General features: G+C 73.5%; 20 protein-coding genes and 1 riboswitch. Of the genes, 15 read left to right on the top strand and 5 right to left on the bottom strand.

From position 1 onward, the window contains the following. The first annotated feature begins 150 nt into the window (after nt 1-150). The 9 genes from ACWD1Z_RS28320 (at nt 151) to cobI (ending at nt 12,871) form a co-directional block, all read left to right on the top strand. Entirely contained in the window at nt 151-1,386 is a 1,236-nt protein-coding gene (locus ACWD1Z_RS28320) for an anion permease (RefSeq protein WP_451122415.1), read from the top strand. 31 nt (nt 1,387-1,417) lie between these two features. Then, the gene (locus ACWD1Z_RS28325) at nt 1,418-1,639 is read left to right on the top strand and encodes a hypothetical protein (protein WP_451122416.1); all 222 of its coding nucleotides are present in this window, start codon (nt 1,418-1,420) and stop codon (nt 1,637-1,639) included. Between the two features lie 182 nt (nt 1,640-1,821). After that, nucleotides 1,822-1,961, top strand: a riboswitch (cobalamin riboswitch). A gap of 122 nt (nt 1,962-2,083) precedes the next feature. Next, nucleotides 2,084-3,025 (top strand): cobalamin biosynthesis protein, encoded by a 942-nt coding sequence (locus tag ACWD1Z_RS28330; RefSeq protein ID WP_451122417.1) that lies wholly within the window; start codon nt 2,084-2,086, stop codon nt 3,023-3,025. After that, a complete protein-coding gene (locus ACWD1Z_RS28335) occupies nt 3,022-4,557 on the top strand; it encodes a cobyric acid synthase (protein ID WP_451122418.1) in 1,536 nt (511 codons plus the stop codon). Before ACWD1Z_RS28330 ends, ACWD1Z_RS28335 begins: the two co-directional genes overlap by 4 nt. Beyond that, a complete protein-coding gene (gene cobN / locus ACWD1Z_RS28340; RefSeq protein WP_451122419.1) occupies nt 4,554-8,207 on the top strand; it encodes a cobaltochelatase subunit CobN in 3,654 nt (1,217 codons plus the stop codon). Before ACWD1Z_RS28335 ends, cobN begins: the two co-directional genes overlap by 4 nt. Further along, the gene (locus tag ACWD1Z_RS28345) at nt 8,204-10,192 is read left to right on the top strand and encodes a putative cobaltochelatase (protein ID WP_451122420.1); all 1,989 of its coding nucleotides are present in this window, start codon (nt 8,204-8,206) and stop codon (nt 10,190-10,192) included. The genes cobN and ACWD1Z_RS28345 overlap by 4 nt, the downstream gene beginning before the upstream one ends. Beyond that, nucleotides 10,192-10,791: a cob(I)yrinic acid a,c-diamide adenosyltransferase gene (gene cobO, locus ACWD1Z_RS28350; RefSeq protein ID WP_451122421.1), complete on the top strand. Its 600-nt coding sequence runs from the start codon at nt 10,192-10,194 to the stop codon at nt 10,789-10,791. The genes ACWD1Z_RS28345 and cobO overlap by 1 nt, the downstream gene beginning before the upstream one ends. Next, nucleotides 10,791-12,140: a cobyrinate a,c-diamide synthase gene (locus ACWD1Z_RS28355; RefSeq protein WP_451122422.1), complete on the top strand. Its 1,350-nt coding sequence runs from the start codon at nt 10,791-10,793 to the stop codon at nt 12,138-12,140. Before cobO ends, ACWD1Z_RS28355 begins: the two co-directional genes overlap by 1 nt. Beyond that, the gene (cobI, locus tag ACWD1Z_RS28360) at nt 12,125-12,871 is read left to right on the top strand and encodes a precorrin-2 C(20)-methyltransferase (protein ID WP_451122423.1); all 747 of its coding nucleotides are present in this window, start codon (nt 12,125-12,127) and stop codon (nt 12,869-12,871) included. Before ACWD1Z_RS28355 ends, cobI begins: the two co-directional genes overlap by 16 nt. Nucleotides 12,872-12,888: 17 nt before the next feature. On the opposite strand, the gene ACWD1Z_RS28365 is transcribed toward cobI, so the two are convergent. Continuing rightward, complete coding sequence (locus ACWD1Z_RS28365) at nt 12,889-13,617, bottom strand: ZIP family metal transporter (protein WP_451122424.1); 729 nt, start codon at nt 13,615-13,617, stop codon at nt 12,889-12,891. A gap of 159 nt (nt 13,618-13,776) precedes the next feature. Here ACWD1Z_RS28365 and cobM point away from each other — a divergent pair, with 159 nt between their 5' ends. Genes cobM through cobC form a run of 6 tightly spaced genes read left to right on the top strand, consistent with a single transcriptional unit; the run spans nt 13,777 to nt 20,046 of the window. Continuing rightward, nucleotides 13,777-14,595 carry a precorrin-4 C(11)-methyltransferase gene (gene cobM / locus ACWD1Z_RS28370; protein ID WP_451122425.1) on the top strand — a complete coding sequence of 273 codons (819 nt, stop codon included), beginning with the start codon at nt 13,777-13,779 and terminating at the stop codon, nt 14,593-14,595. Further along, entirely contained in the window at nt 14,592-15,824 is a 1,233-nt protein-coding gene (gene cbiE / locus ACWD1Z_RS28375) for a precorrin-6y C5,15-methyltransferase (decarboxylating) subunit CbiE (RefSeq protein ID WP_451122426.1), read from the top strand. Before cobM ends, cbiE begins: the two co-directional genes overlap by 4 nt. After that, nucleotides 15,821-17,494, top strand: a complete 1,674-nt coding sequence (gene cobJ / locus ACWD1Z_RS28380) for a precorrin-3B C(17)-methyltransferase (RefSeq protein ID WP_451122427.1) — start codon at nt 15,821-15,823, stop codon at nt 17,492-17,494. The genes cbiE and cobJ overlap by 4 nt, the downstream gene beginning before the upstream one ends. After that, complete coding sequence (locus tag ACWD1Z_RS28385) at nt 17,491-18,078, top strand: precorrin-8X methylmutase (protein WP_451122428.1); 588 nt, start codon at nt 17,491-17,493, stop codon at nt 18,076-18,078. Before cobJ ends, ACWD1Z_RS28385 begins: the two co-directional genes overlap by 4 nt. After that, a complete protein-coding gene (locus ACWD1Z_RS28390; protein ID WP_451122429.1) occupies nt 18,075-18,995 on the top strand; it encodes a sirohydrochlorin chelatase in 921 nt (306 codons plus the stop codon). Before ACWD1Z_RS28385 ends, ACWD1Z_RS28390 begins: the two co-directional genes overlap by 4 nt. Further along, complete coding sequence (gene cobC, locus ACWD1Z_RS28395; RefSeq protein ID WP_451122430.1) at nt 18,985-20,046, top strand: Rv2231c family pyridoxal phosphate-dependent protein CobC; 1,062 nt, start codon at nt 18,985-18,987, stop codon at nt 20,044-20,046. Before ACWD1Z_RS28390 ends, cobC begins: the two co-directional genes overlap by 11 nt. Nucleotides 20,047-20,055: 9 nt before the next feature. On the opposite strand, the gene ACWD1Z_RS28400 is transcribed toward cobC, so the two are convergent. The 4 genes from ACWD1Z_RS28400 to ACWD1Z_RS28415 all read right to left on the bottom strand — a co-directional run bounded on the left by ACWD1Z_RS28400 (nt 20,056) and on the right by ACWD1Z_RS28415 (nt 23,832). Further along, nucleotides 20,056-20,943 carry an SCO1860 family LAETG-anchored protein gene (locus tag ACWD1Z_RS28400; protein WP_451122431.1) on the bottom strand — a complete coding sequence of 296 codons (888 nt, stop codon included), beginning with the start codon at nt 20,941-20,943 and terminating at the stop codon, nt 20,056-20,058. 154 nt (nt 20,944-21,097) lie between these two features. After that, nucleotides 21,098-22,189, bottom strand: coding sequence for an amidohydrolase family protein (locus ACWD1Z_RS28405; RefSeq protein ID WP_451122432.1), 1,092 nt, complete (start codon nt 22,187-22,189; stop codon nt 21,098-21,100). 21 nt (nt 22,190-22,210) lie between these two features. Continuing rightward, nucleotides 22,211-23,002, bottom strand: a complete 792-nt coding sequence (locus ACWD1Z_RS28410; RefSeq protein ID WP_451122433.1) for an amino acid ABC transporter ATP-binding protein — start codon at nt 23,000-23,002, stop codon at nt 22,211-22,213. Then, entirely contained in the window at nt 22,999-23,832 is an 834-nt protein-coding gene (locus ACWD1Z_RS28415) for an amino acid ABC transporter permease (RefSeq protein WP_451122494.1), read from the bottom strand. The genes ACWD1Z_RS28410 and ACWD1Z_RS28415 overlap by 4 nt, the downstream gene beginning before the upstream one ends. Nucleotides 23,833-23,834 lie beyond the last annotated feature (2 nt).

The raw sequence follows: 23,834 nt of genomic DNA on the forward strand, positions 1-23,834 counted from the left end.
TGGGGCGCCTGAAGCCCGCGGAACCACGTGGAACCGACGCAAGACGGAACGCCTGGTTCAGACACCCCGTAGCTCACCCCAGTTCACCTTCCGTTCACTCAGGTTACTTACGTTCGTCCAGCCAATGACCTCGAACGATTGCCTGGGTAAATGGAAAACTTCTCGCTGATCCTCGCGATTGTGGTAATAACCGCACTCGCGTTCGATTTCACGAACGGTTTTCATGACACCGCCAATGCGATGGCCACGACCATCTCGACCGGTGCGCTCAAGCCCAAGGTCGCGGTGGCCATGTCCGCCGTACTGAACCTTGTCGGCGCGTTCCTCTCCGTGGAGGTCGCCAACACGATCTCCAAAGGTCTCGTCGACGAGACCGGCATCCGTCCCGAGGTCATCTTCGCCGCGCTGGTCGGGGCGATCCTCTGGAATCTGCTGACCTGGCTGGTCGGTCTGCCCTCCAGCTCCTCGCACGCCCTCATGGGCGGCCTGATCGGCGCGACCATCGCCTCGGCGGGCGTCGGCGCGGTCCACGGCGACGTGCTCGTCACCAAGGTCCTCATCCCGGCGATCGCCGCCCCGCTGGTCGCGGGCCTCGCGGCGATGCTCGCCACGAAGCTGATGTACTCCCTGGGCAAGAAGGCCGACGGCAGCAAGTCCTCCGAGAAGGGCTACCGCGCCGGCCAGATCGCCTCCGCCGGCCTGGTCTCCCTCGCCCACGGCACCAACGACGCGCAGAAGACGATGGGCATCATCACCCTCGCCCTCGTCGCCGGCGGCACCCTGGCGCCCGACTCGGACCCGCCGATGTGGGTCATCCTCTCCGCGGGCGTGGCCATCGCGCTCGGCACCTACCTCGGTGGCTGGCGGATCATCCGCACCATGGGCAAGGGCCTGACCGACCTCCAGCCGCAGCAGGGCTTCGCCGCCCAGACCAGCGCGGCGACGGTCATCCTGGCCTCCTCCCACCTCGGTTTCTCCCTCTCCACCACGCACTCCGTCTCCGGTGCGGTGATGGGCGCGGGCCTCGGCCGCAAGGGCGGCGTCGTCCGCTGGTCCACGGCGACGCGGATGTTCGTCGCGTGGGGCCTGACGCTGCCGGCCGCGGCGCTCGTCGGCGCGCTGGCCGAGTGGGTCACGAACTTCGGCTCCTGGGGCACGGCGGTCGTGGCGGTGTTCCTGGTCGGCTCCAGCGCGGCCATCTGGAAGCTGTCCCGGCGCGAGATCGTCGACCACACCAACGTCAACGAGACCGAGGAGCCCGCGGGTGTCGTGACCACGGCGATGGCGGCCGTCACGCCGCCGCCGCCCGCCGGCCCGGCGACCGAGGAGCTCGCGGCGACGATCCCGGCCCCGGCCGGGGAGCCGACGCCGTCGGCCCGCGTCTGACCCCCGACCGGATACTCAAGGAAGCGGCATCATGAAGATCGACTGGGCGGCTCTCGGCTCCGTCTTCGGCGTCAGCCTCGTGGTCACCGTGGCCCTGGTGGCCCTGTTCACCCTCGGCATCGCGGGTCTGACGCGGCGCGAGCGGGCCGTGGAGCAGGGGGGCTCCGCGGGACTGGCGGTCACCGGCGCGTACGCGTGTTTCGCGGCGTGCGCGGCGGCTGTGGCGTACGGGATCTATCTGATCGTGGTCTGACGCGCCTCGCGCGACGGGCTCGCGCCCTGTTCCGGTGCCCCTGACGGGGGTGTTCGGGGCAGGGCGCTTTCGCGTACGACGCGGACGGGGGCGACGCGCCCGGCCCTCCCCAACCCCGCCCCACCGGACCCGGTGTGGGCCTCAGCACACTCTCCTCTCGCAGGTCAACAGCAAGTTGACGGCTGTTCCGGGCCCGTGGTGGACTGCCGGAGCCATTTACGGCGGCAGGAGAGGAAGCCGGTGCGATTCCGGCGCGGTCCCGCCACTGTCACCGGGGTAGGAAGCCCCGGGAGCCAGGAACTCTCACCGCCGGTCTCGTCGAACCAGGGCGTGGACACCCTGAGTGAGGACATATCGCCATGCGCGGCTGCCGTTTGACACAGGCTCTGAGATGCACGGCCCCCGACGCCGGGGTTCCGGCCGACCCGTCGGCCGGCTGAGCCGATGCGGGCCGATCGCGTCTTCGCGTACGGCGCCGCCGCCGGCCTCCTCGGTGACCTGATCCTCGGCGATCCCCGCCGCGGGCATCCGGTCGCCGTGTTCGGGCGGGCCGCGAGCGCCGTGGAACGGCGGCTGTGGCGGGACGACCGCGGCCGGGGCGCGCTGCACACCGCCGTGTGCGCCGGTGGCGCCGTCGCCGTGGGTGCCCTCGCCTCCCGTGCGGTACGCCGCTCCCCCGCCGCTCGTGTCGCGCTGACCGCTGCCGCCACCTGGGCGGTGGTCGGGGGGACTTCGCTCGGGCGGGAGGCCCGGACCGTCGGGCGGGCGCTGCGGGCGGGGGACGTCGAGGCGGCGCGGGCGCGGCTGCCGCATCTGTGCGGGCGGGATCCGCACGCGCTGGACGCCGACGGGATCGCGCGGGCGGTGGTGGAGTCCGTCGCCGAGAACACCTCCGACGCCGTCGTGGGAGCACTGGTGTGGGGCGCTGTGGGCTCGGTCCCGGGCCTCCTCGGGTTCCGGGCCGTGAACACCCTCGACGCCATGGTCGGCCACAAGTCGCCCCGCTACCGGCGCTACGGCTGGGCCTCCGCGCGCCTCGACGACGTCGCCGGGTGGCCGGGGGCGCGGCTGACCGCCGTACTCGCCGCCGTCGCCGGAGGCGATCCGCGGGGTGCGGTGCGGGCCTGGCGCGCCGACGCGGCGCAGCATCCGAGCCCCAACGCGGGGCCCGTGGAGGCGTCGTTCGCGGGGGCGCTGGGGGTGCGGCTCGGGGGGACCTTGTCGTACGGCGGACGGATCGAGCACCGGCCGGTGCTGAACGGGGAAGGGCGTGCTGTGGAGGTCGGGGACATCGAGCGGGCCGTACGGCTGTCCCGGCGGGTGAGCTGGCTGGCGCTGGCGGTCAGCGCCGCCGCGCGCCGCGTCGTGGCGGGGAGGCGGTCATGAGCAGCGGAGGTCTCCTGGTCGCCGGTACCACCTCCGACGCCGGAAAGAGTGTCGTCACCGCCGGAATCTGTCGCTGGCTGGTCCGGCAGGGGGTGAAGGTCGCGCCCTTCAAGGCGCAGAACATGTCGCTGAACTCCTTCGTCACCCGCGAGGGCGCCGAGATCGGCCGGGCGCAGGCCATGCAGGCGCAGGCCTGCCGCGTCGAACCGACCGCGCTGATGAACCCGGTGCTGCTCAAGCCGGGCGGCGAGCAGAGCAGTCAGGTCGTGCTCATGGGCAAGCCTATGGGCGAGTTGAGCGCGCGCGGCTATCACGGCGGGCGGCAGCAGCAGCTCCTCGGGACCGTGCTCGACTGCCTCGCCGAGCTGCGGGACACGTACGACGCCGTGATCTGCGAGGGGGCCGGTTCGCCGGCCGAGATCAATCTGCGGCGCACCGACATCGTCAACATGGGCGTCGCGCGCCGCGCCCGGCTGCCCGTGCTGGTGGTGGGTGACATCGACCGCGGGGGCGTCTTCGCCTCCTTCTTCGGGACGGTGGCGCTCCTCTCCCGCGAGGACCAGGAACTCGTCGCCGGGTTCCTGGTCAACAAGTTCCGCGGCGACGTCTCGCTGCTGGAACCCGGCCTCGACATGCTGCACGACCTCACCGGGCGCCGCACCTACGGCGTCCTGCCCTTCCGGCACGGGCTCGGCATCGACGAGGAGGACGGACTGCGCGTCTCCCTGCGCGGGACCGTGCGGGAGTCCGTGGTTGCCCCGCCCGTCGGCGCGGACGTGCTGCGGGTGGCCGTCTGCGCGGTCCCGCTCATGTCCAACTTCACCGACGTCGACGCGCTGGCCGCCGAGCCGGGTGTCGTCGTGCGGTTCGTGGACCGGCCGGAGGAACTCACCGACGCCGACCTCGTCGTGGTGCCCGGGACCCGGGGCACGGTGAAGGCGCTGGAGTGGCTGCGCGCGCGGGGGCTCGCCGACGCCCTCGTCCGCAGGGCCGCCGAACAGCGGCCCGTGCTCGGCATCTGCGGCGGCTTCCAGGTGCTCGGCGAGCACATCGAGGACGACGTGGAGAGCCGCAGGGGCCGGGTCGACGGGCTCGGCGTCCTGCCCGTACGGGTGCGGTTCGCGCGCGAGAAGACCCTCACCCGGCCGGTGGGGGAAGCCCTCGGCGAGCGGGTCGAGGGGTACGAGATCCACCACGGGGTCGCCTCCGTGGCGGGCGGCGAGGCGTTCATCTGCGATGACGAGGGAAACAGCCTCGACGGCTGCCGGGTCGGGCAGACCTGGGGCACGCACTGGCACGGCTCGCTGGAGTCGGACGGTTTCCGCCGGGCGTTCCTGCGGGAGGTGGCGGCCGCCGCGGGCCGCCGCTTCGTACCGGCCCCCGACACCTCCTTCGCCGCCCTGCGCGAGGAACAGCTGGACCGGCTGGGCGATCTGATCGAACAGCACGCGGACACCGACGCGCTCTGGCGGCTCATCGAGTCGGGCGCGCCGCAAGGACTGCCTTTCATTCCACCGGGAGCGCCCGCATGAGCACAGTGTTGTTGTTGTCGACCGCCGACACGGATCTGCTGGCGGCCAGGGCCGCGTCCGGCGCCTCCTACCGGATCGGCAACCCGACCCGCGTGGACGTCGCCGAGGAACTGCCCGCGCTCCTCGCGGGCGCCGACATCGCCGTCGTCCGGCTGCTCGGCGGCAAGCGCGCCTGGGAGGACGGGCTCGCCGCGCTGAAGGCGTCCGGCATCCCGACGGTGCTGCTGGGCGGGGAGAGCGTCCCGGACGCCGAGTTGATGGCCGAGTCGTCGGTGCCCGCCGGGGTGGTCGCCGAGGCGCTGCGCTACCTCGTCGAGGGCGGGTCCGCCAACCTCACCGAACTCGCCCGGTTCCTCTCCGACACCGTGCTGCTGACCGGCGAGGGGTTCCTGGAACCGCAGCAGATGCCGGAGTACGGCGTCCATGGCTCCCGCGCACAGGAGAGCGGCCGCCCGACCGTCGGCGTGCTCTTCTACCGGGCCCATGAGCTCAGCGGCAACACCGCGTTCGTGGACACGCTCTGCGACGCCATCGAGGCCCGCGGCGCCAACGCCCTTCCGGTGTACTGCGGTTCACTGCGCGGCGCGGACATGGGGCTGTACGAGATCCTCGGCCGGGCCGACGCCCTCGTCGCCACGGTCCTCGCCGCCGGCGGTACGCACGCCTCCCAGGCGTCGGCCGGCGGCGACGAGGAGGCGTGGGACATCGGAGCCCTCGCCGACCTCGACATCCCCGTGCTGCAAGGGCTCTGCCTGACCTCCTCGCGCCGGGCCTGGGACGAGTCCGACGCCGCCCTCTCCCCCATGGACGCGGCCATGCAGGTCGCGATCCCGGAGTTCGACGGCCGGCTGATCACCGTGCCGTTCTCCTTCAAGGAGCAGGGCCCCGACGACGTCCCGGTGTACGCCGCCGACCCCGAGCGGGCCGCGCGCGTCGCCGGAATCGCCGTACGGCACGCGCGGTTGCGCCACAAGCCGAACGCCGAGAAGAAGCTGGCGCTCGTCTTCACCGCCTACCCGACCAAGCACTCCCGGGTCGGCAACGCGGTCGGTCTCGACACGCCCGTCTCGGCGGTGCGGGTGCTGGACGCGCTGAAGGAAGCCGGGTACGGGGTCACGGAATACCCCTCCGACGGCGACGAGTTGATCCACCGGCTCATCGAGGCCGGCGGCCACGACGTCGAGTGGCTGACCGAGGAGCAGCTGGCCTCCGCGCCCGCGCGGGTGCCGCTGGCGGACTACCAGGCGTGGTTCGACCGGCTCGACCCGCAGCTCAGGGACGCCATGCTGGAAGCCTGGGGTGAACCGCCGGGCTCGCTGTACGTCGACGGGGACGACATCGTGCTCGCCTCCCTGCAGTTCGGGAACGTCGTGGTCATGATCCAGCCGCCGCGCGGCTTCGGGGAGAACCCGATCGCGATCTACCACGACCCGGACATGCCGCCGTCCCACCACTACATGGCGGCCTACCGCTGGCTGGACAACTCCTTCGGCGCCGACGCGATCGTCCACATGGGCAAGCACGGCACGATGGAGTGGCTGCCGGGGAAGGGGCTCGGGCTGAGCGGGGGCTGCGCGCCGGACGCCGTACTCGGTGAACTCCCCCTCATCTACCCCTTCATCGTCAACGACCCCGGCGAGGGCACCCAGGCCAAGCGGCGCGGCCACGCCACGGTCGTCGACCACCTCGTACCGCCGATGGCGCGCGCGGACACCTACGGTGACCTGGCGAAGCTGGAGCAGCTGCTCGACGAGTACGCGCTCGTCTCCGACCTGGACCCGACGAAGGCGCCGGCCGTGCGCGCGCAGATCTGGACGCTGGTGAAGGCGGCCGAGCTCCATCACGACCTGCATGTCGACGAGCAGCCGGACGACACCGAGTTCGACGAGTTCGTCATGCACATCGACGGCTATCTGTGCGAGATCAAGGACGTGCAGATCCGGGACGGCCTGCACATCCTCGGCGGCGGCCCGGTCGGTGAGCCGCGGGTGAACCTGGTGCTCGCCGTGTTGCGCGCCGCGCAGGTGTGGGGCGGGAAGGCGAACGCGCTGCCCGGCCTCAGGGCGTCCATCGCGGCCCATTTCGGGCTCAGCGAGAAGGAGTTGCTGGCCGAGCCGGGCGCGCCGCTGAAGGTGCCGGTGGAGCTGTCGGACCTGGTGGAGGGGCCCGCGCGTACGGCCGCCGACGCGATCGATCTGCTGGAGCAGCTGTGCCGCCGGGTGGCGGAGGGCATGGAGGAGCGGGACTGGCAGGCCGCCGGGGTCCCCGCTCTGGTGCGGGAGGTGCTCGGCACCGAACTGCCCGACGCCGTCGCCGTGCTGGAGTTCGCCTGCGACGAGGTCGTGCCGCGGCTCGCGCGGACGACCGACGAGATCGGGCACATTCTGCGGGCCCTGGACGGCGGTTACGTCCCGGCGGGCCCGTCCGGGTCGCCGACCCGCGGTCTGGTGAACGTCCTGCCGACCGGCCGCAACTTCTACTCGGTCGACCCCAAGGCCATTCCGTCCCGGCTCAGTTGGGAGGTCGGCCAGTCCCTCGCCGACTCGCTGGTGGCCCGCTACCTCCAGGACACCGGGGAGTACCCGAAGTCCGTCGGGCTCACGGTGTGGGGCACGTCGGCGATGCGCACCCAGGGTGACGACATCGCGGAGATCCTGGCGCTGCTGGGCTGCCGCCCGGTGTGGGACGACGCCTCGCGCCGGGTGACCGGGTTCGAGGTGGTGCCGCTGCCGGAGCTGGGACGGCCGCGCATCGACGTCACCGTCCGGATCTCCGGGTTCTTCCGGGACGCGTTCCCGCATGTGGTCGCGCTGATCGACGACGCGGTACGGGCGGTGGCCGAGCTGGCGGAGCCCGCCGAGTCCAACTTCGTCCGCAAGCACGTGGAGGAGGACACCGCCGAGCACGGTGACCGGCGGCGGGCGACGGCACGCGTCTTCGGCTCCAAGCCGGGCGCGTACGGCGCCGGTCTGCTGCCGCTGATCGACGCCCGCAACTGGCGCTCCGACGCCGACCTCGCCGAGGTGTACGCCGTGTGGGGCGGCTACGCCTACGGGCGCGGGCTCGACGGGCGGGCGGCGCGCGGGGACATGGAGACGGCGTTCAGGCGGATCGCGGTCGCGGCGAAGAACGTCGACACCCGTGAGCACGATCTCGTCGACGCGGACGACTACTTCCAGTACCACGGCGGCATGGTGGCCATGGTCCGCCATCTGACGGGCGCGTCCCCCGAGGCGTACGTCGGCGACTCCGCCACCCCCGACCAGGTGAAGACCCGCACGCTGGGCGAGGAGACGCACCGGGTCTTCCGGGCCCGCGTGGTCAACCCGCGCTGGATGGCGGCGATGCGGCGGCACGGCTACAAGGGCGCCTTCGAGATGGCGGCGACCGTGGACTACCTCTTCGGCTACGACGCCACGGCGGGCGTGGTGGACGACTGGATGTACGAGAAGCTCAGCGCCGAGTACGTCTTCGACCCGGAGAACCGGGACTTCATGAAGAAGTCCAACCCCTGGGCGCTGCGCGGCATCACCGAGCGGCTGCTGGAGGCCGCGGACCGCGGGCTGTGGGCGGAGCCGGACGCGGAGACGCTGGAGCGGCTGCGGGCCACGTATCTGGAGCTGGAAGGCGACTTGGAGGGCGACCAGTGACCACCCCCTTCCCGTTCACGGCCGTGGTCGGCCAGGACGACCTGCGGCTCGCGCTGCTGCTGAACGCCGTGTCCCCGGCCGTCGGCGGTGTGCTGGTGCGCGGCGAGAAAGGCACCGCCAAGTCGACGGCGGTACGCGCGCTTTCGGCGCTGCTGCCCGAGGTGGCCGTCGTGCCCGGGTGCCGGTTCTCCTGTGATCCGGCGCGGCCCGACCCGGCCTGCCCGGACGGGCCGCACGAGGACGGGCCCGGTACCGCCCGGCCCGCCCGCATGGTCGAACTGCCCGTCGGGGCCTCCGAGGACCGGCTGGTGGGCGCCCTGGACATCGAGCGGGCGCTCGCCGAGGGCGTGAAGGCCTTCGAGCCGGGCCTGCTGGCCGACGCGCACCGCGGGATCCTCTACGTCGACGAGGTCAACCTCCTCCACGACCACCTGGTCGACCTGCTCCTCGACGCGGCGGCGATGGGCGCGTCGTACGTGGAGCGGGAGGGTGTCTCCGTACGGCACGCCTCGAAGTTCCTGCTCGTCGGCACCATGAACCCCGAGGAGGGCGAGCTGCGGCCGCAGCTCCTCGACCGGTTCGGGCTGACCGTCGAGGTCGCCGCCTCCCGGGAGCCCGACCAGCGGGTGGAGGTGGTCCGGCGGCGGCTCGCCTACGACGACGATCCGGGCGGCTTCGCGGCCCGTTGGGCGGACGAGGAGGCGTCGGTACGGCAACGGATCGTCGCCGCGCGGGAGGTGCTGCCGTCGGTGCGGCTCGGGGACGGGGCGCTCCGGCAGATCGCGGCGACCTGTGCCGCCTTCGAGGTGGACGGGATGCGCGCCGACATCGTGATGGCGCGCACCGCCACCGCGCTGGCCGCGTGGGCCGGGCGGACGGAGGTGCTGGCCGAGGACGTACGGCAGGCCGCGCTGCTCGCGCTGCCGCACCGCCGGCGGCGCAACCCCTTCGACGCGCCGGGACTCGACGAGGACAAGCTCGACCAGACGCTGGAGGAGTTCGCCGGGGAGGACGACGACCCCGATCCCGGTCCGGACGGCCCCGGCGGAGGCGGCGGTGGCGCGCCCGAGCCCGACGAGGGCCCGGAGGGCGGGGACGCGGGCGCGCCCCCCGAGGCCGGGGAGGGCGGCGAGCCGCAGCCCTCGGGCGCGGGCGAGCAGCCCGCCGTACGCGCCTGCGAACCGTTCCGCACCAAGGTGCTGAACGTGCCCGGCCTCGGCGAGGGTGCCGCCGGGCGGCGGTCGCGGGCGCGTACCGAGCAGGGGCGGACGACGGGTGCGCGGCGGCCCCGGGGCGCGCTGACCAAGCTGCACCTGGCGGCCACCGTGCAGGCCGCCGCGCCGCATCAGAGGGCGCGGGGGCGCACGGGAGCCGGGCTCGTGGTGCGGCGGGACGATCTGCGGCAGGCGGTGCGGGAGGGCCACGAGTCCAATCTCGTGCTGTTCGTGGTCGACGCGTCCGGGTCGATGGCGGCCCGGCAGCGGATGGCCGCGGTGAAGGGGGCCGTGCTGTCGCTGCTGCTGGACGCCTACCAGCGGCGGGACAAGGTGGGGCTGGTGACCTTCCGGGGCTCGGCCGCGGAGGTGGCGCTGCCGCCGACCTCGTCCGTGGACGCGGCGGCGGGCCGGCTGGAGTCGTTGCCCACGGGCGGGCGTACGCCGCTCGCCGCCGGGCTGCTGAAGGCGCATGACGTGCTGCGGGTGGAGCGGCTGCGGGATCCCGCCCGGCGGGCGCTGCTCGTGGTCGTGACCGACGGACGCGCCACCGGTGGGCCGGAGCCGGTCGCGCTGGCCGGACGGGCGGCCCGGCTGTTCGCGGCCGAGGGGATCGCGTCGGTCGTCGTGGACTGCGAGTCCGGGCCCGTACGGCTCGGTCTCGCCGGGCAGTTGGCCGGGGAGCTGGGGGGTACGGCCGTGACGCTGGACGAGTTGCGGGCCGACTCGATCGCCGGGCTGGTCAAGGACGTACAGAGGAGGGCCGCGTAATGCCTCAGGGGCAGCCGAGTGTGATTCCGGACGACGGGCTGACGACGCGTCAGCGGCGTAACCGGCCGTTGGTCGTGGTCCACACGGGCATCGGGAAGGGCAAGTCGACCGCCGCTTTCGGGCTCGCGCTGCGCGCCTGGAACCAGGGGTGGCCGATCGGGGTGTTCCAGTTCGTGAAGTCGGCCAAGTGGAAGGTCGGCGAGGAGAACGCGCTGCGGGTGCTCGGTGCCAGTGGTGAGGGCGGGTCCGTCGACTGGCACAAGATGGGCGAGGGCTGGTCGTGGGTGCAGCGCGACGCCCAGATGGACAACGAGGAGAAGGCCCGGGAGGGCTGGGAGCAGGTCAAGCGCGACCTGGCGGCCGAGACGTACCGGCTGTACGTGCTCGACGAGTTCGCCTACCCGATGCACTGGGGGTGGGTCGACACCGATGAGGTCGTCGAGGTGCTGCGCGACCGGCCCGGGACCCAGCATGTGGTGATCACCGGGCGGAACGCCCCCGAAAAGCTCGTCGACCTCGCCGATCTCGTGACCGACATGTCCAAGGTGAAGCATCCGATGGACGCCGGGCAGAAGGGGCAGAGGGGCATCGAGTGGTGATGTCCGCGGTCCCCCGTCTGGTCATCGCCGCGCCGGCCTCCGGCAGCGGCAAGACCACCGTCGCCACCGGGCTGATGGCCGCGTTCGCCGCGCGCGGGCTTGCCGTGTCCGCGCACAAGGTGGGGCCCGACTACATCGATCCCGGGTATCACGCGCTCGCGACCGGGCGGACGGGGCGCAATCTCGACGCGTATCTGTGCGGGCCCGAGCTGGTCGGGCCGCTGTTCCTGCACGGGGCGCGCGGATGCGACCTCGCCGTGGTCGAGGGCGTGATGGGGCTGTACGACGGGGCCGCGGGCGAGGGTGAACTGGCGTCCACCGCCCAGGTGGCGAAGGTGTTGCGGGCGCCGGTGGTGCTGGTGGTGGACGCGTCCTCGCAGTCGCGGTCCGTCGCGGCGCTGGTGCACGGGTTCGTGTCGTGGGATCCGGAGGTCCGGGTCGGGGGCGTGATCCTGAACAAGGTCGCGTCGGATCGGCACGAGGGGTTGCTGCGGGAGGCGCTGGAGTCGGTCGGGGTGCCCGTGCTGGGGGTGCTGCGGCGGGTCGCGCGGGTCGACACGCCTTCTCGGCATCTGGGTTTGGTGCCGGTTGCCGAGCGGCGTTCGGCGGCGGTGGAGGCCGTCGCCGCGATGGGGGCGCAGGTGGCCGCGGGGTGTGATCTGGAGGGGTTGCTGGCGCTGGCGCGGGCTGCGGGGGCGGTGCCGGGTGCCGCCTGGTCTCCGGATGAGGGGGCCGGACGGACTGAACGGGTGACCGTCGCCCTCGCCGGCGGGCCCGCGTTCACCTTCTCCTACGCCGAACACGCGGAACTGCTCACCGCCGCCGGTGCCGATGTCGTCCCCTTCGATCCGCTGCGGGACGAGGAGCTGCCCGACGGGACCCGGGGTCTGGTCATCGGGGGTGGGTTCCCGGAGGTGTACGCGGCCGAGCTGTCCGCCAACGAGCCCCTGCGCAAGGCCGTCACCGAGCTCGCCCTGAGCGGCGCTCCCGTCGCCGCCGAATGTGCCGGGCTGCTCTATCTGTGCCGGGAGCTCGACGGGCTGCCGATGTGCGGGGTCCTCGATGCCGAGGCGCGGATGTCGGAGCGGCTCACCCTCGGCTACCGGGATGCCGTGGCGGTGAGTGACAGTTCGCTCGCCGTCGCCGGGACCCGGATGCGGGGGCACGAGTTCCACCGGACCGTCGTGGAGCCGGGGGCGGGGGCGGACCCCGCGTGGGGCGTGCGCGCCCCTGAGCGTCGCGTCGAAGGTTTTGTACAGCGCGGTGTGCACGCCAGTTATCTGCACACGCACTGGGCGTCCCGGCCCGGTGTCGCCCGTCGGTTCGTGGAGAGGTGCCGGACGTCATGAGCAGCAGCAGGCTGATCGGAGTCGGGGTGGGTCCCGGCGATCCCGAGCTGGTGACCGTCAAGGGGGTCAACGCTCTGCGGGCCGCCGATGTCGTCGTGGTGCCCGTCCTGGACACCGGGGAGCGGGGGCGCGCCGAGGCGACGGTGCTGCACTACGTGCCCGAGGACAAGGTCGTACGGGTGGTGTTCGCGCTCAACGAGCGCAGTGACCGCAAGCGGCGGGAGGACGCCTGGGACGCCGCCGGGGAGCGCGTGGCGCGGCTGCTGCGCGAGCACTCCGTCGTCGCCTTCGCCACCATCGGCGATCCCAACGTGTACTCCACCTTCACGTATCTCGCCCTGACCATCGGGGAGCTGCTGCCGGACACCGCCGTGGAGACCGTGCCGGGCATCACGGCGATGCAGGATCTCGCCGCCCGCTCCGGTGCCGTGCTCACCGAGGGCACCGAGCCGCTGACCCTCGTTCCGGTCACCGCCGGTGCCGGCGTGCTCAAGGACGCCCTGGCCGGGCCCGGCACGGTCGTCGCCTACAAGTTCGGGCGGCAGGCCGCCGAGGTCGCCGAGGCGCTGCGGGAGACCGGGCGGATCGGCGACGCCGTGTGGGGTGCCGCGCTCGGGCTGCCCGAGGAGTCCATCCGGCCCGCCGCCGAACTCGACGGGGCGCCGCTGCCGTACCTCTCCACGCTCATCGCGCCCGCCCGGCGCGACGGCGGGCGGGGCGGGAAGCTGTGAGCGGTCCCGGGCCGCGGTCAGCCGGCCACGCCGACCACCAGCCAGATGAACGCCACCCCCGCGATCGTGCACAGCACCGTCGAGCCGGCCGGGTGCTCGTGGTGGGCCTCGGGCAGGATCTCCGCCGCCGCGAGGTAGAGCAGGGCGCCGCCGAACAGGCCGAGATAGGCGCCGAGCAGGCCCTCGGGGATGTCGACGAAGAGCGTGGACGCTGCGCCCGCCACGGGCGCGACCGCGTCGGCGAACAGCATCGCGAGGGCTCTGCGGCGGGCGTTGCCGTACAGGCTGGTGATCGTGTACGTGTTGAAGCCGTCCGCGAAGTCGTGGGCGATGACGGCGAGGGCGACCGCCGCGCCCATGCCGTCGCCGATCTGGAAGGCCGCGCCGATGGCCACGCCGTCCATGGCGCTGTGGCCGACCATCGCCGCGGCCGCCGTGAGGCCCACCTCGGGGGCGCGCCCGTCCTTCTCCTCGGCGCCGTGCGCGGCCTGACGGGCGGCCAGCAGCCGTTCCACCAGGTGGGCGAGGAGGAAGCCGGCCACGAAGAGGAGCAGGGCGGCCGGTACGCCGTGGATCTCCTGGCCGGCCGCGTCCAGTGCCTCCGGGAGCAGGTCCAGGCCGACCACGCCCAGCATCAGGCCGCCGGCCAGGCCCAGCACGAGGTGGCGGCGGTCGGTGACGCGTTGCGCCGTCCAGCCGCCGGCCAGCGTCATCAGGAACGCGCCGAGCGCTACGAAGACCGCCATAGGGCCTTGCTATCCGATCGGCACGCCTCCGTGCGGGTCCGACGCCCGCTTGCCCGCTGACTTTTCCGTCCCACCCCGTAAACCGCCCCACCCGTGAACCGCTCCACCCCGTGAACCGCTCCACCCCGTGAACCGCTCCACCCGAGAGGACCGATCCCCATGGCCGATGCCCCCGCCGGCAAGGTGACCTTCGTCGGTGCCGGCCCCGGCGCCGCCGATCTGCTGACGTTCCGTGCCGCGCGTGCCATCGCCGAGGCCGACGTGGTGATCTGGGCCGCCAGCCTGGTCCAGGCGGAGGTCCTGCAGCACGCGCGTGCGGACGCGGAGATCCTCGACTCGGCGGCCATGTCCCTGGAGGACGTCGTCGCGGTGTACGAGCGGGCCCGGGACGAGGGGCTGCGGGTCGCCCGGATCCACTCCGGGGACCCGGCCCTGTGGGGCGGTACGCAGGAGCAGCTCGACCGGTGTGCCCGGATCGGGATCGCGACCGAGGTGATTCCCGGTGTCTCCGCGTTCTCCGCGGTCGCCGCGCTCGCCCAGCGCGAGCTGACCATCCCGGAGGTGGCGCAGTCCGTCGTGCTGACCCGGCTCGGCGGCGGCAAGACGCCGATGCCGCCCGGTGAGGAGGTGCGGGAGTTCGCCAAGCACGGCACCACCATGGCGATCTTCCTGTCCGCGGCCCGCAGCGGGCAGCTGGTGCGGGAGCTGCTGGAGGGCGGCTATCCGACCGAGACCCCGGTCGTGGTCGCCTACCAGGTCACCTGGCCGGAGGAGCTGATCGTGCGGTGCACGGTGGGCACGCTGGAGGAGACCGTGAAGGAGCACAAGCTCTGGAAGCACACCCTCTTCCTGGTCGGCCCGGCACTCTCCGCGCACGGCACCCGCTCGCACCTCTACCACCCCGGTCACTTCCACGGCTTCCGCAAGGCGGACCCGGAGGCGCGTCGTGCGCTGCGCGAGCGGGGGGCCAGTACGTGATCACGGTCGTCGGTACGGGGACGGGGGCGCCGGTTCCCGCCGGGGTGCTGGCCGGGGCGCGGCTCGTCGTCGGCGGGCGGCGGCACCTCGATGCCGCCGCCGTCCCGGCCGATGCCGAGCGGGTCGTCCTCGGTCCGCTGGCACCGGCGCTGGACGTCATCGAGCGGCATCTGGAGAAGTCGGACCGGGTGGTCGTGCTGGCCTCCGGCGACCCGGGGTTCTTCGGGATCGTGCGGGTGCTGGCCGAGCGGTTCGGGTCCGGTGCGCTGGAGGTGCGGCCCGGGGTCTCGTCCGTGGCCGCGGCGTTCGCGCGGGCCGGGGTGCCGTGGGACGACGCCGTCGTGGTCAGCGCGCACGGGCGGGAGCTGCGGACGGCCGTCAACGTGTGCCGGGCGCGGCCGAAGGTGGCCGTGCTGACCGGTCCCGGGTCCGGCCCCGCCGAACTGGGCGCGGCCCTCAGGTGCGAGGCGCGGGTCCTGCTCGTCGCCTGCGCGCTGGGCACCGCCGAGGAGCGCGTCGAGCGGGTCACGCCGGCCGAGGCCGCGGCCCGCGACTGGGGTACGGCGGTGAGTGTCGTCCTGTGCCTGGACGAGACGCGGCTGCTGGGGCCGGTGCGGACGGTCGCCGGGCCGCCGGTCGGGCCCGCCGGATGGGCGCTGGACGAGACGGAGTTCGCCCACCGGGACTCCATGATCACCAAGTTCGAGGTGCGGGCGCTGGCGCTGGCCAGGCTCGGGCCCCGGCTCGGCGATCTGGTCTGGGACATCGGCGCGGGCTCGGGTTCGGTGGCCGTGGAGTGCGCACGGCTCGGCGCCGCCGTCACCGCGGTGGAGAAGACCCGGGACGGCATCGAGCGGATCCGCGCCAACGCGGCCGCGCACGGGGTCGACGTACGGGCCGTGCACGGGGCCGCGCCGACGGTGCTGTCCGATCTCGACGATCCGGACGCCGTGTTCATCGGGGGCGGGGGGCGGGAGCTGCCCGCCATCGTGACCGCCTGTGCGCGGCGGGCCCGGCGGGCCGTGGTCGTCGCCATGGCGGCGCTGGACCGGGTGCCGGCCGCGCGGGCGGCGCTGGCCGGGGCGGGGTTCGACTGCGACGGGGTGCTGCTGCAGTCCTCGCGGCTCGCGCCGCTGCCGGGGGATGTGTCCCGGCTGGCGGCGACCAATCCCGTATTTCTGCTCTGGGGTGTGCGAACGCCCCTTTCTCGTGAAGGAGTTGCTCAGTGATCGGCCTGATTTCCGCCACCGCGGCGGGGGCGGCTGCGCGGGACCGGCTGGCCGCGGCCTGGCCGGACCGGACGCGCGTGTACGAGGGTTCCGTGGCGGACGCCGTACGGGCCGCGTTCGCGGAGTGCGAGCAGCTCGTGTGCTTCCTGGCCACGGGGGCGGTGGTGCGTCTGGTCGCGCCGCTGCTCGGTGACAAGCGGACCGACCCGGGCGTGGTCTGCGTCGACGAGGGCGGGCGGTTCGCCGTGTCGCTGGTCGGCGGCCACGGGGGCGGCGCCAACGACCTCGCCGGCGAGGTCGCCGAGGTGCTGGGGGCGCGGCCGGTGGTGACGACGGCGACCGATGCCGTCGGTCTGCCCGGTCTCGACACGCTCGGCTTCCCGGTGGAGGGCGATGTCGCCGCGGTCTCGCGGGCCCTGCTGGACGGTGAACCGGTGGCTCTGAAGGCGGAGCTGGCGTGGCCGCTGCCCGCGCTGAGGGTCTCCGGCGAGGGCGCGTACACGGTCCGGGTGACCGACCGTGCCGTCGACCCCGCCGAGCGCGAGGCCGTCCTGCGCCCGCCGTCCCTCGTCGTCGGCGTCGGCGCCTCGAAGGGGGCACCGGTGGAGGAGATCCTGGAGCTGATCCACGGCTCCCTGGAGGGCCTGTCGGTCCGTTCGGTCGCCCGGCTCGCCACCGTGGACGCCAAGGCCGGGGAGCCCGGCATCGTCGCGGCGGCCGAGCGGCTCGGCGTGCCGCTGGTCACCTACCCGGCGGCGGAACTGGCGGCCGTCGAGGTGCCCAACCCCTCGGCCGCGCCCTTGGCCGCCGTGGGCACGCCGTCCGTCGCCGAGGCCGCGGCGCTGCGGGAGGGCGGTGAACTCCTCGTCCCCAAGCGGAAGTCGGCGATGGCCACCTGCGCGGTCGTACGGCGTCCCGCGCGCGGCCGGCTCGCGGTCGTCGGGCTCGGACCCGGCGCCCGGGACCTGCTCACCCCGCGCGCGACGGCCGAACTGCGGCGCGCCGCGGTGCTCGTCGGGCTCGACCAGTACGTCGACCAGATCCGCGATCTGCTGCGCCCCGGCACCCGGGTGCTGGAGTCGGGGCTCGGGGCCGAGGAGGAGCGGGCCCGCACGGCGGTGGCCGAGGCCCGGCAGGGGCATGCCGTGGCGCTGATCGGCAGCGGGGACGCCGGGGTGTACGCGATGGCCTCGCCCGCGCTGGCGGAGGCGAGCGACGACATCGAGGTGGTCGGCGTGCCCGGGGTCACCGCCGCGCTGGCGGCCGGGGCGATCCTCGGGGCTCCGCTCGGCCACGACCATGTCTCGATCAGCCTGTCCGACCTGCACACACCGTGGGAGATCATCGAGCGGCGGGTGCGGGCGGCGGCCGAGTCGGACCTCGTGGTCACCTTCTACAACCCCCGCTCGCGCGGCCGGGACTGGCAGCTGCCGAAGGCGCTGGCGATCCTCGCCGGGCACCGGGAGCCGACGACGCCCGTCGGTGTCGTACGCAACGCCTCCCGCCCCGACGAGGCGGCCCGGGTGACCACGCTCGGGGAACTGGACCCGGCGACGGTCGACATGATGACGGTGGTGACCGTGGGCAACACCGCGACCCGGACCATCGCCGGGCGCATGGTGACGCCGCGCGGCTACCGCTGGCAGGCCGCGCAGGAGGACCCGAAGTGAACCGAGTCGTCCATCCGATCGAGGAGGAGTCCTACCGGCGGCTGCGCGCCCGGCTGGACACCTCACACTTCCCGCCGCTGACCCGGGCGGTCGTGGAGCGGGTCATCCACTCCGCGGCCGACCTGGAGTACGCGACCGACCTCGTCATGGACGAGGGCCACCTCGCGCGGGCCCACGCCGCGCTGCACGCGGGTGCGCCCGTGGTCGTGGACGTGGAGATGGTCGGGGCCGGGATCACCCGGCGCGAGACCGTCTGCCGGCTGCGGGACGGGGTGGCCGGGCCGGGTCTGACCCGTTCGGCCCACGGCATCCGGCTGGCGTACGAGCAGGTCGGGCCCGGCGCCCTCTGGGTGATCGGCAACGCGCCGACCGCCCTGGAGGAGCTGCTGACCCAGGACGCCGCCCCCGCACTCGTCATCGGCCTGCCCGTCGGTTTCGTCGGCGCGGTCGAGTCCAAGGCCGCGTTGCGCGCCAGCGGGCTGCCCGCGGTCAGCAACGTGTCCGAGAAGGGCGGTTCGGCGGTCGCGTCCGCGGCGCTGAACGCCCTGCTGTACCACCCCACTTCACCCGAGGAGAAACCGTGACCACCCCCCCGCCCGCGCTGCTCATCGCCGGCCATGGCACCCGGGACGATGCCGGGGCCGAGGCGTTCCGCGACTTCGTACGGGAGCTGGGCCGCCGCCACCCCGAACTGCCCGTCGCGGGCGGTTTCATCGAGCTGTCCCCGCCGCCGCTGGGCGACGCCGTCGCCGAGCTGGTGGAGCGGGGCGTGCGCCGGTTCGCCGCGGTGCCGCTGATGCTGGTGTCCGCCGGACACGCCAAGGGCGACATCCCGGCGGCGCTGGCCCGCGAGAAGGAGCGTCACCCCGGCATCTCCTACACCTACGGCCGCCCGCTGGGCCCGCACCCCGCGCTGCTGAACGTGCTGGAGCGGCGGCTCGACGAGGCGCTCGGCGGGCGCGATCCGCAGGGCCGGGAGGACGTCACGGTGCTGCTGGTGGGGCGCGGTTCGACGGACCCGGACGCCAACGCCGAGGTGCACAAGGCGGCCCGGCTGCTGTGGGAGGGGCGCGGGTACGCGGGCGTGGAGACGGCGTTCGTGTCGCTGGCGGCGCCGGACGTGCCGAGCGGCCTGGACCGGTGCGCGAAGCTCGGCGCGCGGCGGATCGTGGTGCTGCCGTACTTCCTGTTCACCGGGATCCTGCCGGACCGGGTGAAGCAGCAGACCGAGGGGTGGGCGGCGGCGCACCCGGAGGTCGAGGTGCGCTCGGCCGAGGTGATCGGCCCGGAGCCGGAGCTGCTGGATCTGGTCATGGAGCGGTACGCCGAGGCCGTCAAGGGTGATCTGCGGATGAACTGCGACTCCTGCGTGTACCGGATCGCGCTGCCCGGGTTCGAGGACAAGGTGGGGCTGCCGCAGCAGCCGCACTTCCACCCGGACGACGACGGCCACCATCACCACCACGGCCACCACCACGGGGCCCACTCCCATGCGCACTGAGGGCCACGATCTGCGGCACCACGGGGACGCCGAGGTCCGGGACGACGGCTCGGCGCTGGTCGACCTGGCGGTGAACGTCCGCGCCGACACCCCGCCGCCCTGGCTGCGGGAGCGGATCGCCGGCTCGCTCGCCTCGCTGGCGGCCTACCCGGACGGGCGGGCCGCGCGGGCGGCGGTGGCGGCGCGGCACGGGCTGCCGGTGGAGCGGGTGCTGCTGACGGCGGGCGCCGCCGAGGCGTTCGTGCTGCTGGCGCGCGCCCTGAAGGTCCGCCGGCCGGTGGTGGTGCATCCGCAGTTCACCGAGCCGGAGGCGGCGCTGCGGGACGCCGGGCACACCGTGGACCGGGTGCTGCTGCGGGCGGAGGACGGTTTCCGGCTCGACCCGGCGGCCGTCCCCGGGGACGCCGATCTGGTGGTCGTCGGCAACCCGACGAACCCGACGTCGGTGCTGCACCCGGCCGCGTCCCTCGCCGAACTGGCCCGCCCCGGGCGGACGTTGGTCGTGGACGAGGCGTTCATGGACGCGGTCCCGGGCGAGCGGGAGGCCCTCGCCGGACGCACGGACGTGCCGGGTCTGGTCGTCCTGCGCAGCCTGACCAAGACCTGGGGCCTGGCCGGGCTGCGCATCGGCTACGTCCTCGCCGCCCCGGAGACGATCGCGGAACTGGAGCGGGCGCAGCCGCTGTGGCCGGTGTCCACCCCGGCGCTGGCCGCGGCGGAGGCGTGCATGGAGCCGCGCGCCCTGGCCGAGGCCGCCCACGCCGCCCACCGCATCACCGCCGACCGCGCCCATCTCGTCGCCGGCCTGCGGGAGTTCACCGCCGCGGGCCTGCGCGTGGCGGAACCGGCGGAGGGCCCCTTCGTCCTCGTACGGCTGCCCGGGGCGGCGGCCGTACGGGGACGGCTGCGCGAGCTGGGCTTCGCGGTGCGCCGCGGGGACACCTTCCCGGGCCTGGACGAGGAGTGGCTGCGCCTGGCGGTGCGCGACCGGGCGACGGTGAACTCCTTCCTCCGGGCGCTGGAGCGGGCGCTGGTGCCAAACCAGCGGTAAAGGCGCGGTTCAGCCCTTGCCGCGGCGGGACAGGGCCACCGCTCCCCCGCCCGCGGTGAGCAGGACGAGCGCGCCGCCCGCGAGGTACGGGGTCATGGAGTTGCCGCCGGTCTCGGCGAGGCCCGCCTCCTCGGCCGGGGCGCCCTGCGGTTCGATCCCGGGTTCCTCGCTGCGGACCGGGGGTGTCTCACAGGTGGCCTTCGCCAGGGTGACCGTGCCGGTCACCTCGGCCACGTTCAGCTTCAACGGGTTGACGGACACGGTGAGTTCGAGGGCGGTGGCGGCGGCCGTGCGGGAGGTCGTCTGCGTCCTGGACAGGTCCAGGCGGACCTCGCCGACGCCGGGCACCTGGACGTCGGTGGTGCCGCCGGTGGTCACGGTGACCTTCTTGCCGAGGACGGTCACCGCGCCGAGCAGGTTGGAGGTCGCGGCCGGGGCCTTCCCGGCCTCGCAGGTCGCCTCGGAGGTGACGCCCTCCAGCTCGATCAGGGAGAGCAGGGGCAGCCCCGGGACGTGGATCCCGGCCTGCGCGAGGTGGGTGCGGCCCTCGGCCTTCGTGTCGGTGACCGTGGCCTTCGCCGAGGCCACGTCGGCGCGCAGCACGCTGAACGGCTGTCCGCCGTTCACGCCGTCCAACCGGGCGGTGAGCGTGGTCCGTTCGTCGCTGTGCGGTGCCTGGACCTCGTTGAGGGAGACCGCGAGCGGGACGTTCACGGTCTTGTTGAGCAGGGACACGTCGAGCCCGGTGCGCAGCACGACGGCGCTCGCCCGGCCCTGGTCCTCGGTCGCGTGCGCGGAGCCCGCGCCGGCCAGTGCCGCTGGTCCGGCGGCGAGGGCCGTGGCCGCCGCGACGGTCGCGAAACGGCGTGCGGGCATGCGGAAATTGTTGCCGTTCAAGGTGGTGGGACCCCCAGAGAGACATGCTTGGGACCCCGTAAGGATTACGCGCGCACGGGTGGCCGTCAGCGAGCTGACGAGGGTTCACTCCAACGTGAGTGTCCCGCGCACATCTTCGAATCCCTGGGCACGCACGTTCTCCACCGTCACCCGGTCATCCCACGACCCGGCCGTTCAGCACGATCCGCCGCGGCGCGGCCAGCACCCGTACATCGGCCCTCGGGTCCGTCTCGTACACCACCAGGTCCGCCGGCGCTCCTTCGTCGAGTCCGGGGCGCCCGAGCCAGCGCCGTGCGCCCCATGTGGTCGCCGAGAGCGCCTGGAGGGGCGGGATGCCGGCGGTGACCAGTTCCTCGACCTCGGCGGCGACCAGGCCGTGCGGCAGGGTGCCCCCGGCGTCGGTGCCGACGAAGACCGGAATGCCGGCGTCGTAGGCGCCGCGGACGGTGTCGTAGCGGCGTTCGTGGAGCCGGCGCATATGGGCCGACCAGCGGGGGAACTTGCTCTCGCCGCCCTTGGCGAGCTTGGGGAAGGTCGCGATGTTGACCAGGGTCGGCACGATGGCGACACCGCGCTCGGCGAACAGCGGGATCAGCTCGTCGGTCAGCCCGGTGGCGTGCTCGATGCAGTCGATGCCCGCCTCCACCAGGTCCCGCAGGGAGTTCTCGGCGAAGCAGTGCGCGGTGACGCGGGCGCCGAGGCGGTGGGCCTCGGCGATGGCCGCCTCGGCCGCCTCGCGCGGCCAGCTGGGGGCGAGGTCGCCGAGGTCGCGGTCGATCCAGTCGCCGACCAGCTTCACCCAGCCGTCGCCGCGGCGGGCCTCCTGGGCCACGTGGGCGACCAGGTCGTGCGGCTCGATCTCGTGGGCGTAGCCGCGGATGTAGCGGCGGGTGCGGGCGATGTGCCGGCCCGCCCGGATGATCTTCGGGAGGTCCGCGCGGTCGTCGGTCCAGCGGGTGTCGGAGGGGGAGCCCGCGTCCCGGATCAGCAGGGTGCCGGTCCCGCGGTCGGTCAGCGCCTGCTGCTCGGCGGTGTCCCGGTCCACGGGGCCGTGCGCGCCGAGCCCGACATGGCAGTGCGCGTCGACGAGGCCGGGCAGGGCCCAGCCGTCGACGGTACGGATGTCCTGGGCGGCCGTGGGGCGGTCGTAGGAGATCCGGCCGTCGATGACCCACAGCTCGTCCCGGACGTCGTCGGGCCCGGCCAGGACCCGGCCTCGCACGTGCAGCACCGCGTGATCGCTCATGCACCGCACACTAGTCAGCCGCTACTCGGACTTCCCCACCTGGTCCGAGGTCTCCTCCTCCACCTCGGCCATCGCCGGGTCCAGCAGACGGGACAGGAAGTGGCGGGTGCGTTCGTGGCGGGGGCTGCCGATGACCTGGTCCGGGGTGCCGTCCTCGACGATCACTCCGCCGTCCATGAAGACGACCCGGTCGGCGACCTCGCGGGCGAAGGTCATCTCGTGGGTGACGACCATCATCGTCATGCCCTCGTCGGCCAGCATGCGCATGACCGCGAGGACATCGCCGACCAGCTCCGGGTCGAGCGCCGAGGTCGGCTCGTCGAAGAGCATCACCTCGGGGCCCATGGCCAGCGAACGGGCGATGGCCACCCGCTGCTGCTGGCCGCCGGAGAGGGAGGACGGGTAGGCGTCCGCCTTCTCCGCGAGGCCGACCCGCGCCAGGTTCTCGGCGGCGACCTCGGCGGCCTGCGCCTTGCCGCGCCGGAGCACCCGGCGCTGCGGCAGCGTGAGGTTCTCGGTCACCGTCAGATGCGGGAAGAGGTTGAACTGCTGGAAGACCATGCCGATACGGCGGCGGACGGCGTCGATGTCGACGTCCGGGTCGGTGAGTTCGGTACCGCCGACGAAGACCTGGCCCCGGGTCGGCTCCTCCAGCAGGTTGACGCACCGCAGCAGCGTCGACTTGCCGGAGCCGGACGGGCCGATGACACAGACGACCTCGCCCTGCCGGATCTCCAGGTCGATGCCGCGCAGCACCTCGTTGTCGCCGAAGGACTTGTGCAGGCCCTTGACGCGGATCTCGGGACGACTCACTTCACGGCCTCCTGGGCCTTGGCCTCCATGCGGCGCACGACGAAGCCGAGCGGGATCGTGACCAGCAGGTAGCACAGGCCCGCGACCAGGATCGGCGTGGAGTTGGCGGTGGTGCTGGCCAGGTCACGGCCGTACTTGGACAGCTCGCGCTCCTCCAGGGTGACACCGAGGAACAGCACCAGCGAGGAGTCCTTGAAGAGCAGGACCAGCTCGTTGGTCAGCGGCGGCAGGATGATCCGGAACGCCTGCGGGAGGACGATCGAGACCATCGCGCGGGCGGGCGAGAAGCCCAGCGAGCGGGCCGCCTCCAGCTGTCCCTTGGGCACCGCCTGGATGCCCGCGCGGATCGTCTCGGCCATGTACGCGGCCGCCACCAGGCCGAGCGCGAGCGCGACCTTGCCGTAGGTGCCGCCGGGGATCTCCGTGCCCGGGAAGGCCAGCGGCACGGCCACCCCGATGAAGATGAAGATCAGCAGGGCGGGCAGGCCCCGGAAGATCTCGATGTACACCCCGGCGAACCAGCGGTACGGGCCCACGGACGACAGCCGCATCAGCGCGATCACCATGCCGAGGACCAGTCCGAAGGCGAACCCGGACAGGGTGTACAGCACGGTGTTCTTCAGCGCCAGCGTGATGATCTCCGGGAACATCTGCTCGGCGATGTCCGCCTGCGCGAACTGGTTCCGCAGACGGTCCCAGTCGGCCGCGAGCGCGAAGGCGATCACGGCCGCGACGAAGACGAGGTACTGGATGCCCTGGGACAGCTTGCGCTTCTGACGCCGGGTCAGTCCCTTTTTCTTGGGCTGCAGTTGTACGTCCGAATCGGCCATGG

The sequence above is a fragment of the Streptomyces sp. NPDC002784 genome (assembly GCF_053592135.1).

Coding starts and splice junctions, on each gene's coding strand:
- ACWD1Z_RS28320 (WP_451122415.1), top strand. CDS start 151: ATGGAAAACTTCTCGCTGATCCTCGCGATTGTGGTAATAACCGCACTC.
- ACWD1Z_RS28325 (WP_451122416.1), top strand. CDS start 1,418: ATGAAGATCGACTGGGCGGCTCTCGGCTCCGTCTTCGGCGTCAGCCTC.
- ACWD1Z_RS28330 (WP_451122417.1), top strand. CDS start 2,084: ATGCGGGCCGATCGCGTCTTCGCGTACGGCGCCGCCGCCGGCCTCCTC.
- ACWD1Z_RS28335 (WP_451122418.1), top strand. CDS start 3,022: ATGAGCAGCGGAGGTCTCCTGGTCGCCGGTACCACCTCCGACGCCGGA.
- cobN (WP_451122419.1), top strand. CDS start 4,554: ATGAGCACAGTGTTGTTGTTGTCGACCGCCGACACGGATCTGCTGGCG.
- cobO (WP_451122421.1), top strand. CDS start 10,192: ATGCCTCAGGGGCAGCCGAGTGTGATTCCGGACGACGGGCTGACGACG.
- ACWD1Z_RS28355 (WP_451122422.1), top strand. CDS start 10,791: ATGTCCGCGGTCCCCCGTCTGGTCATCGCCGCGCCGGCCTCCGGCAGC.
- ACWD1Z_RS28365 (WP_451122424.1), bottom strand. CDS start 13,617: ATGGCGGTCTTCGTAGCGCTCGGCGCGTTCCTGATGACGCTGGCCGGC.
- cobM (WP_451122425.1), top strand. CDS start 13,777: ATGGCCGATGCCCCCGCCGGCAAGGTGACCTTCGTCGGTGCCGGCCCC.
- cobC (WP_451122430.1), top strand. CDS start 18,985: ATGCGCACTGAGGGCCACGATCTGCGGCACCACGGGGACGCCGAGGTC.
- ACWD1Z_RS28405 (WP_451122432.1), bottom strand. CDS start 22,189: ATGAGCGATCACGCGGTGCTGCACGTGCGAGGCCGGGTCCTGGCCGGG.
- ACWD1Z_RS28415 (WP_451122494.1), bottom strand. CDS start 23,832: ATGGCCGATTCGGACGTACAACTGCAGCCCAAGAAAAAGGGACTGACC.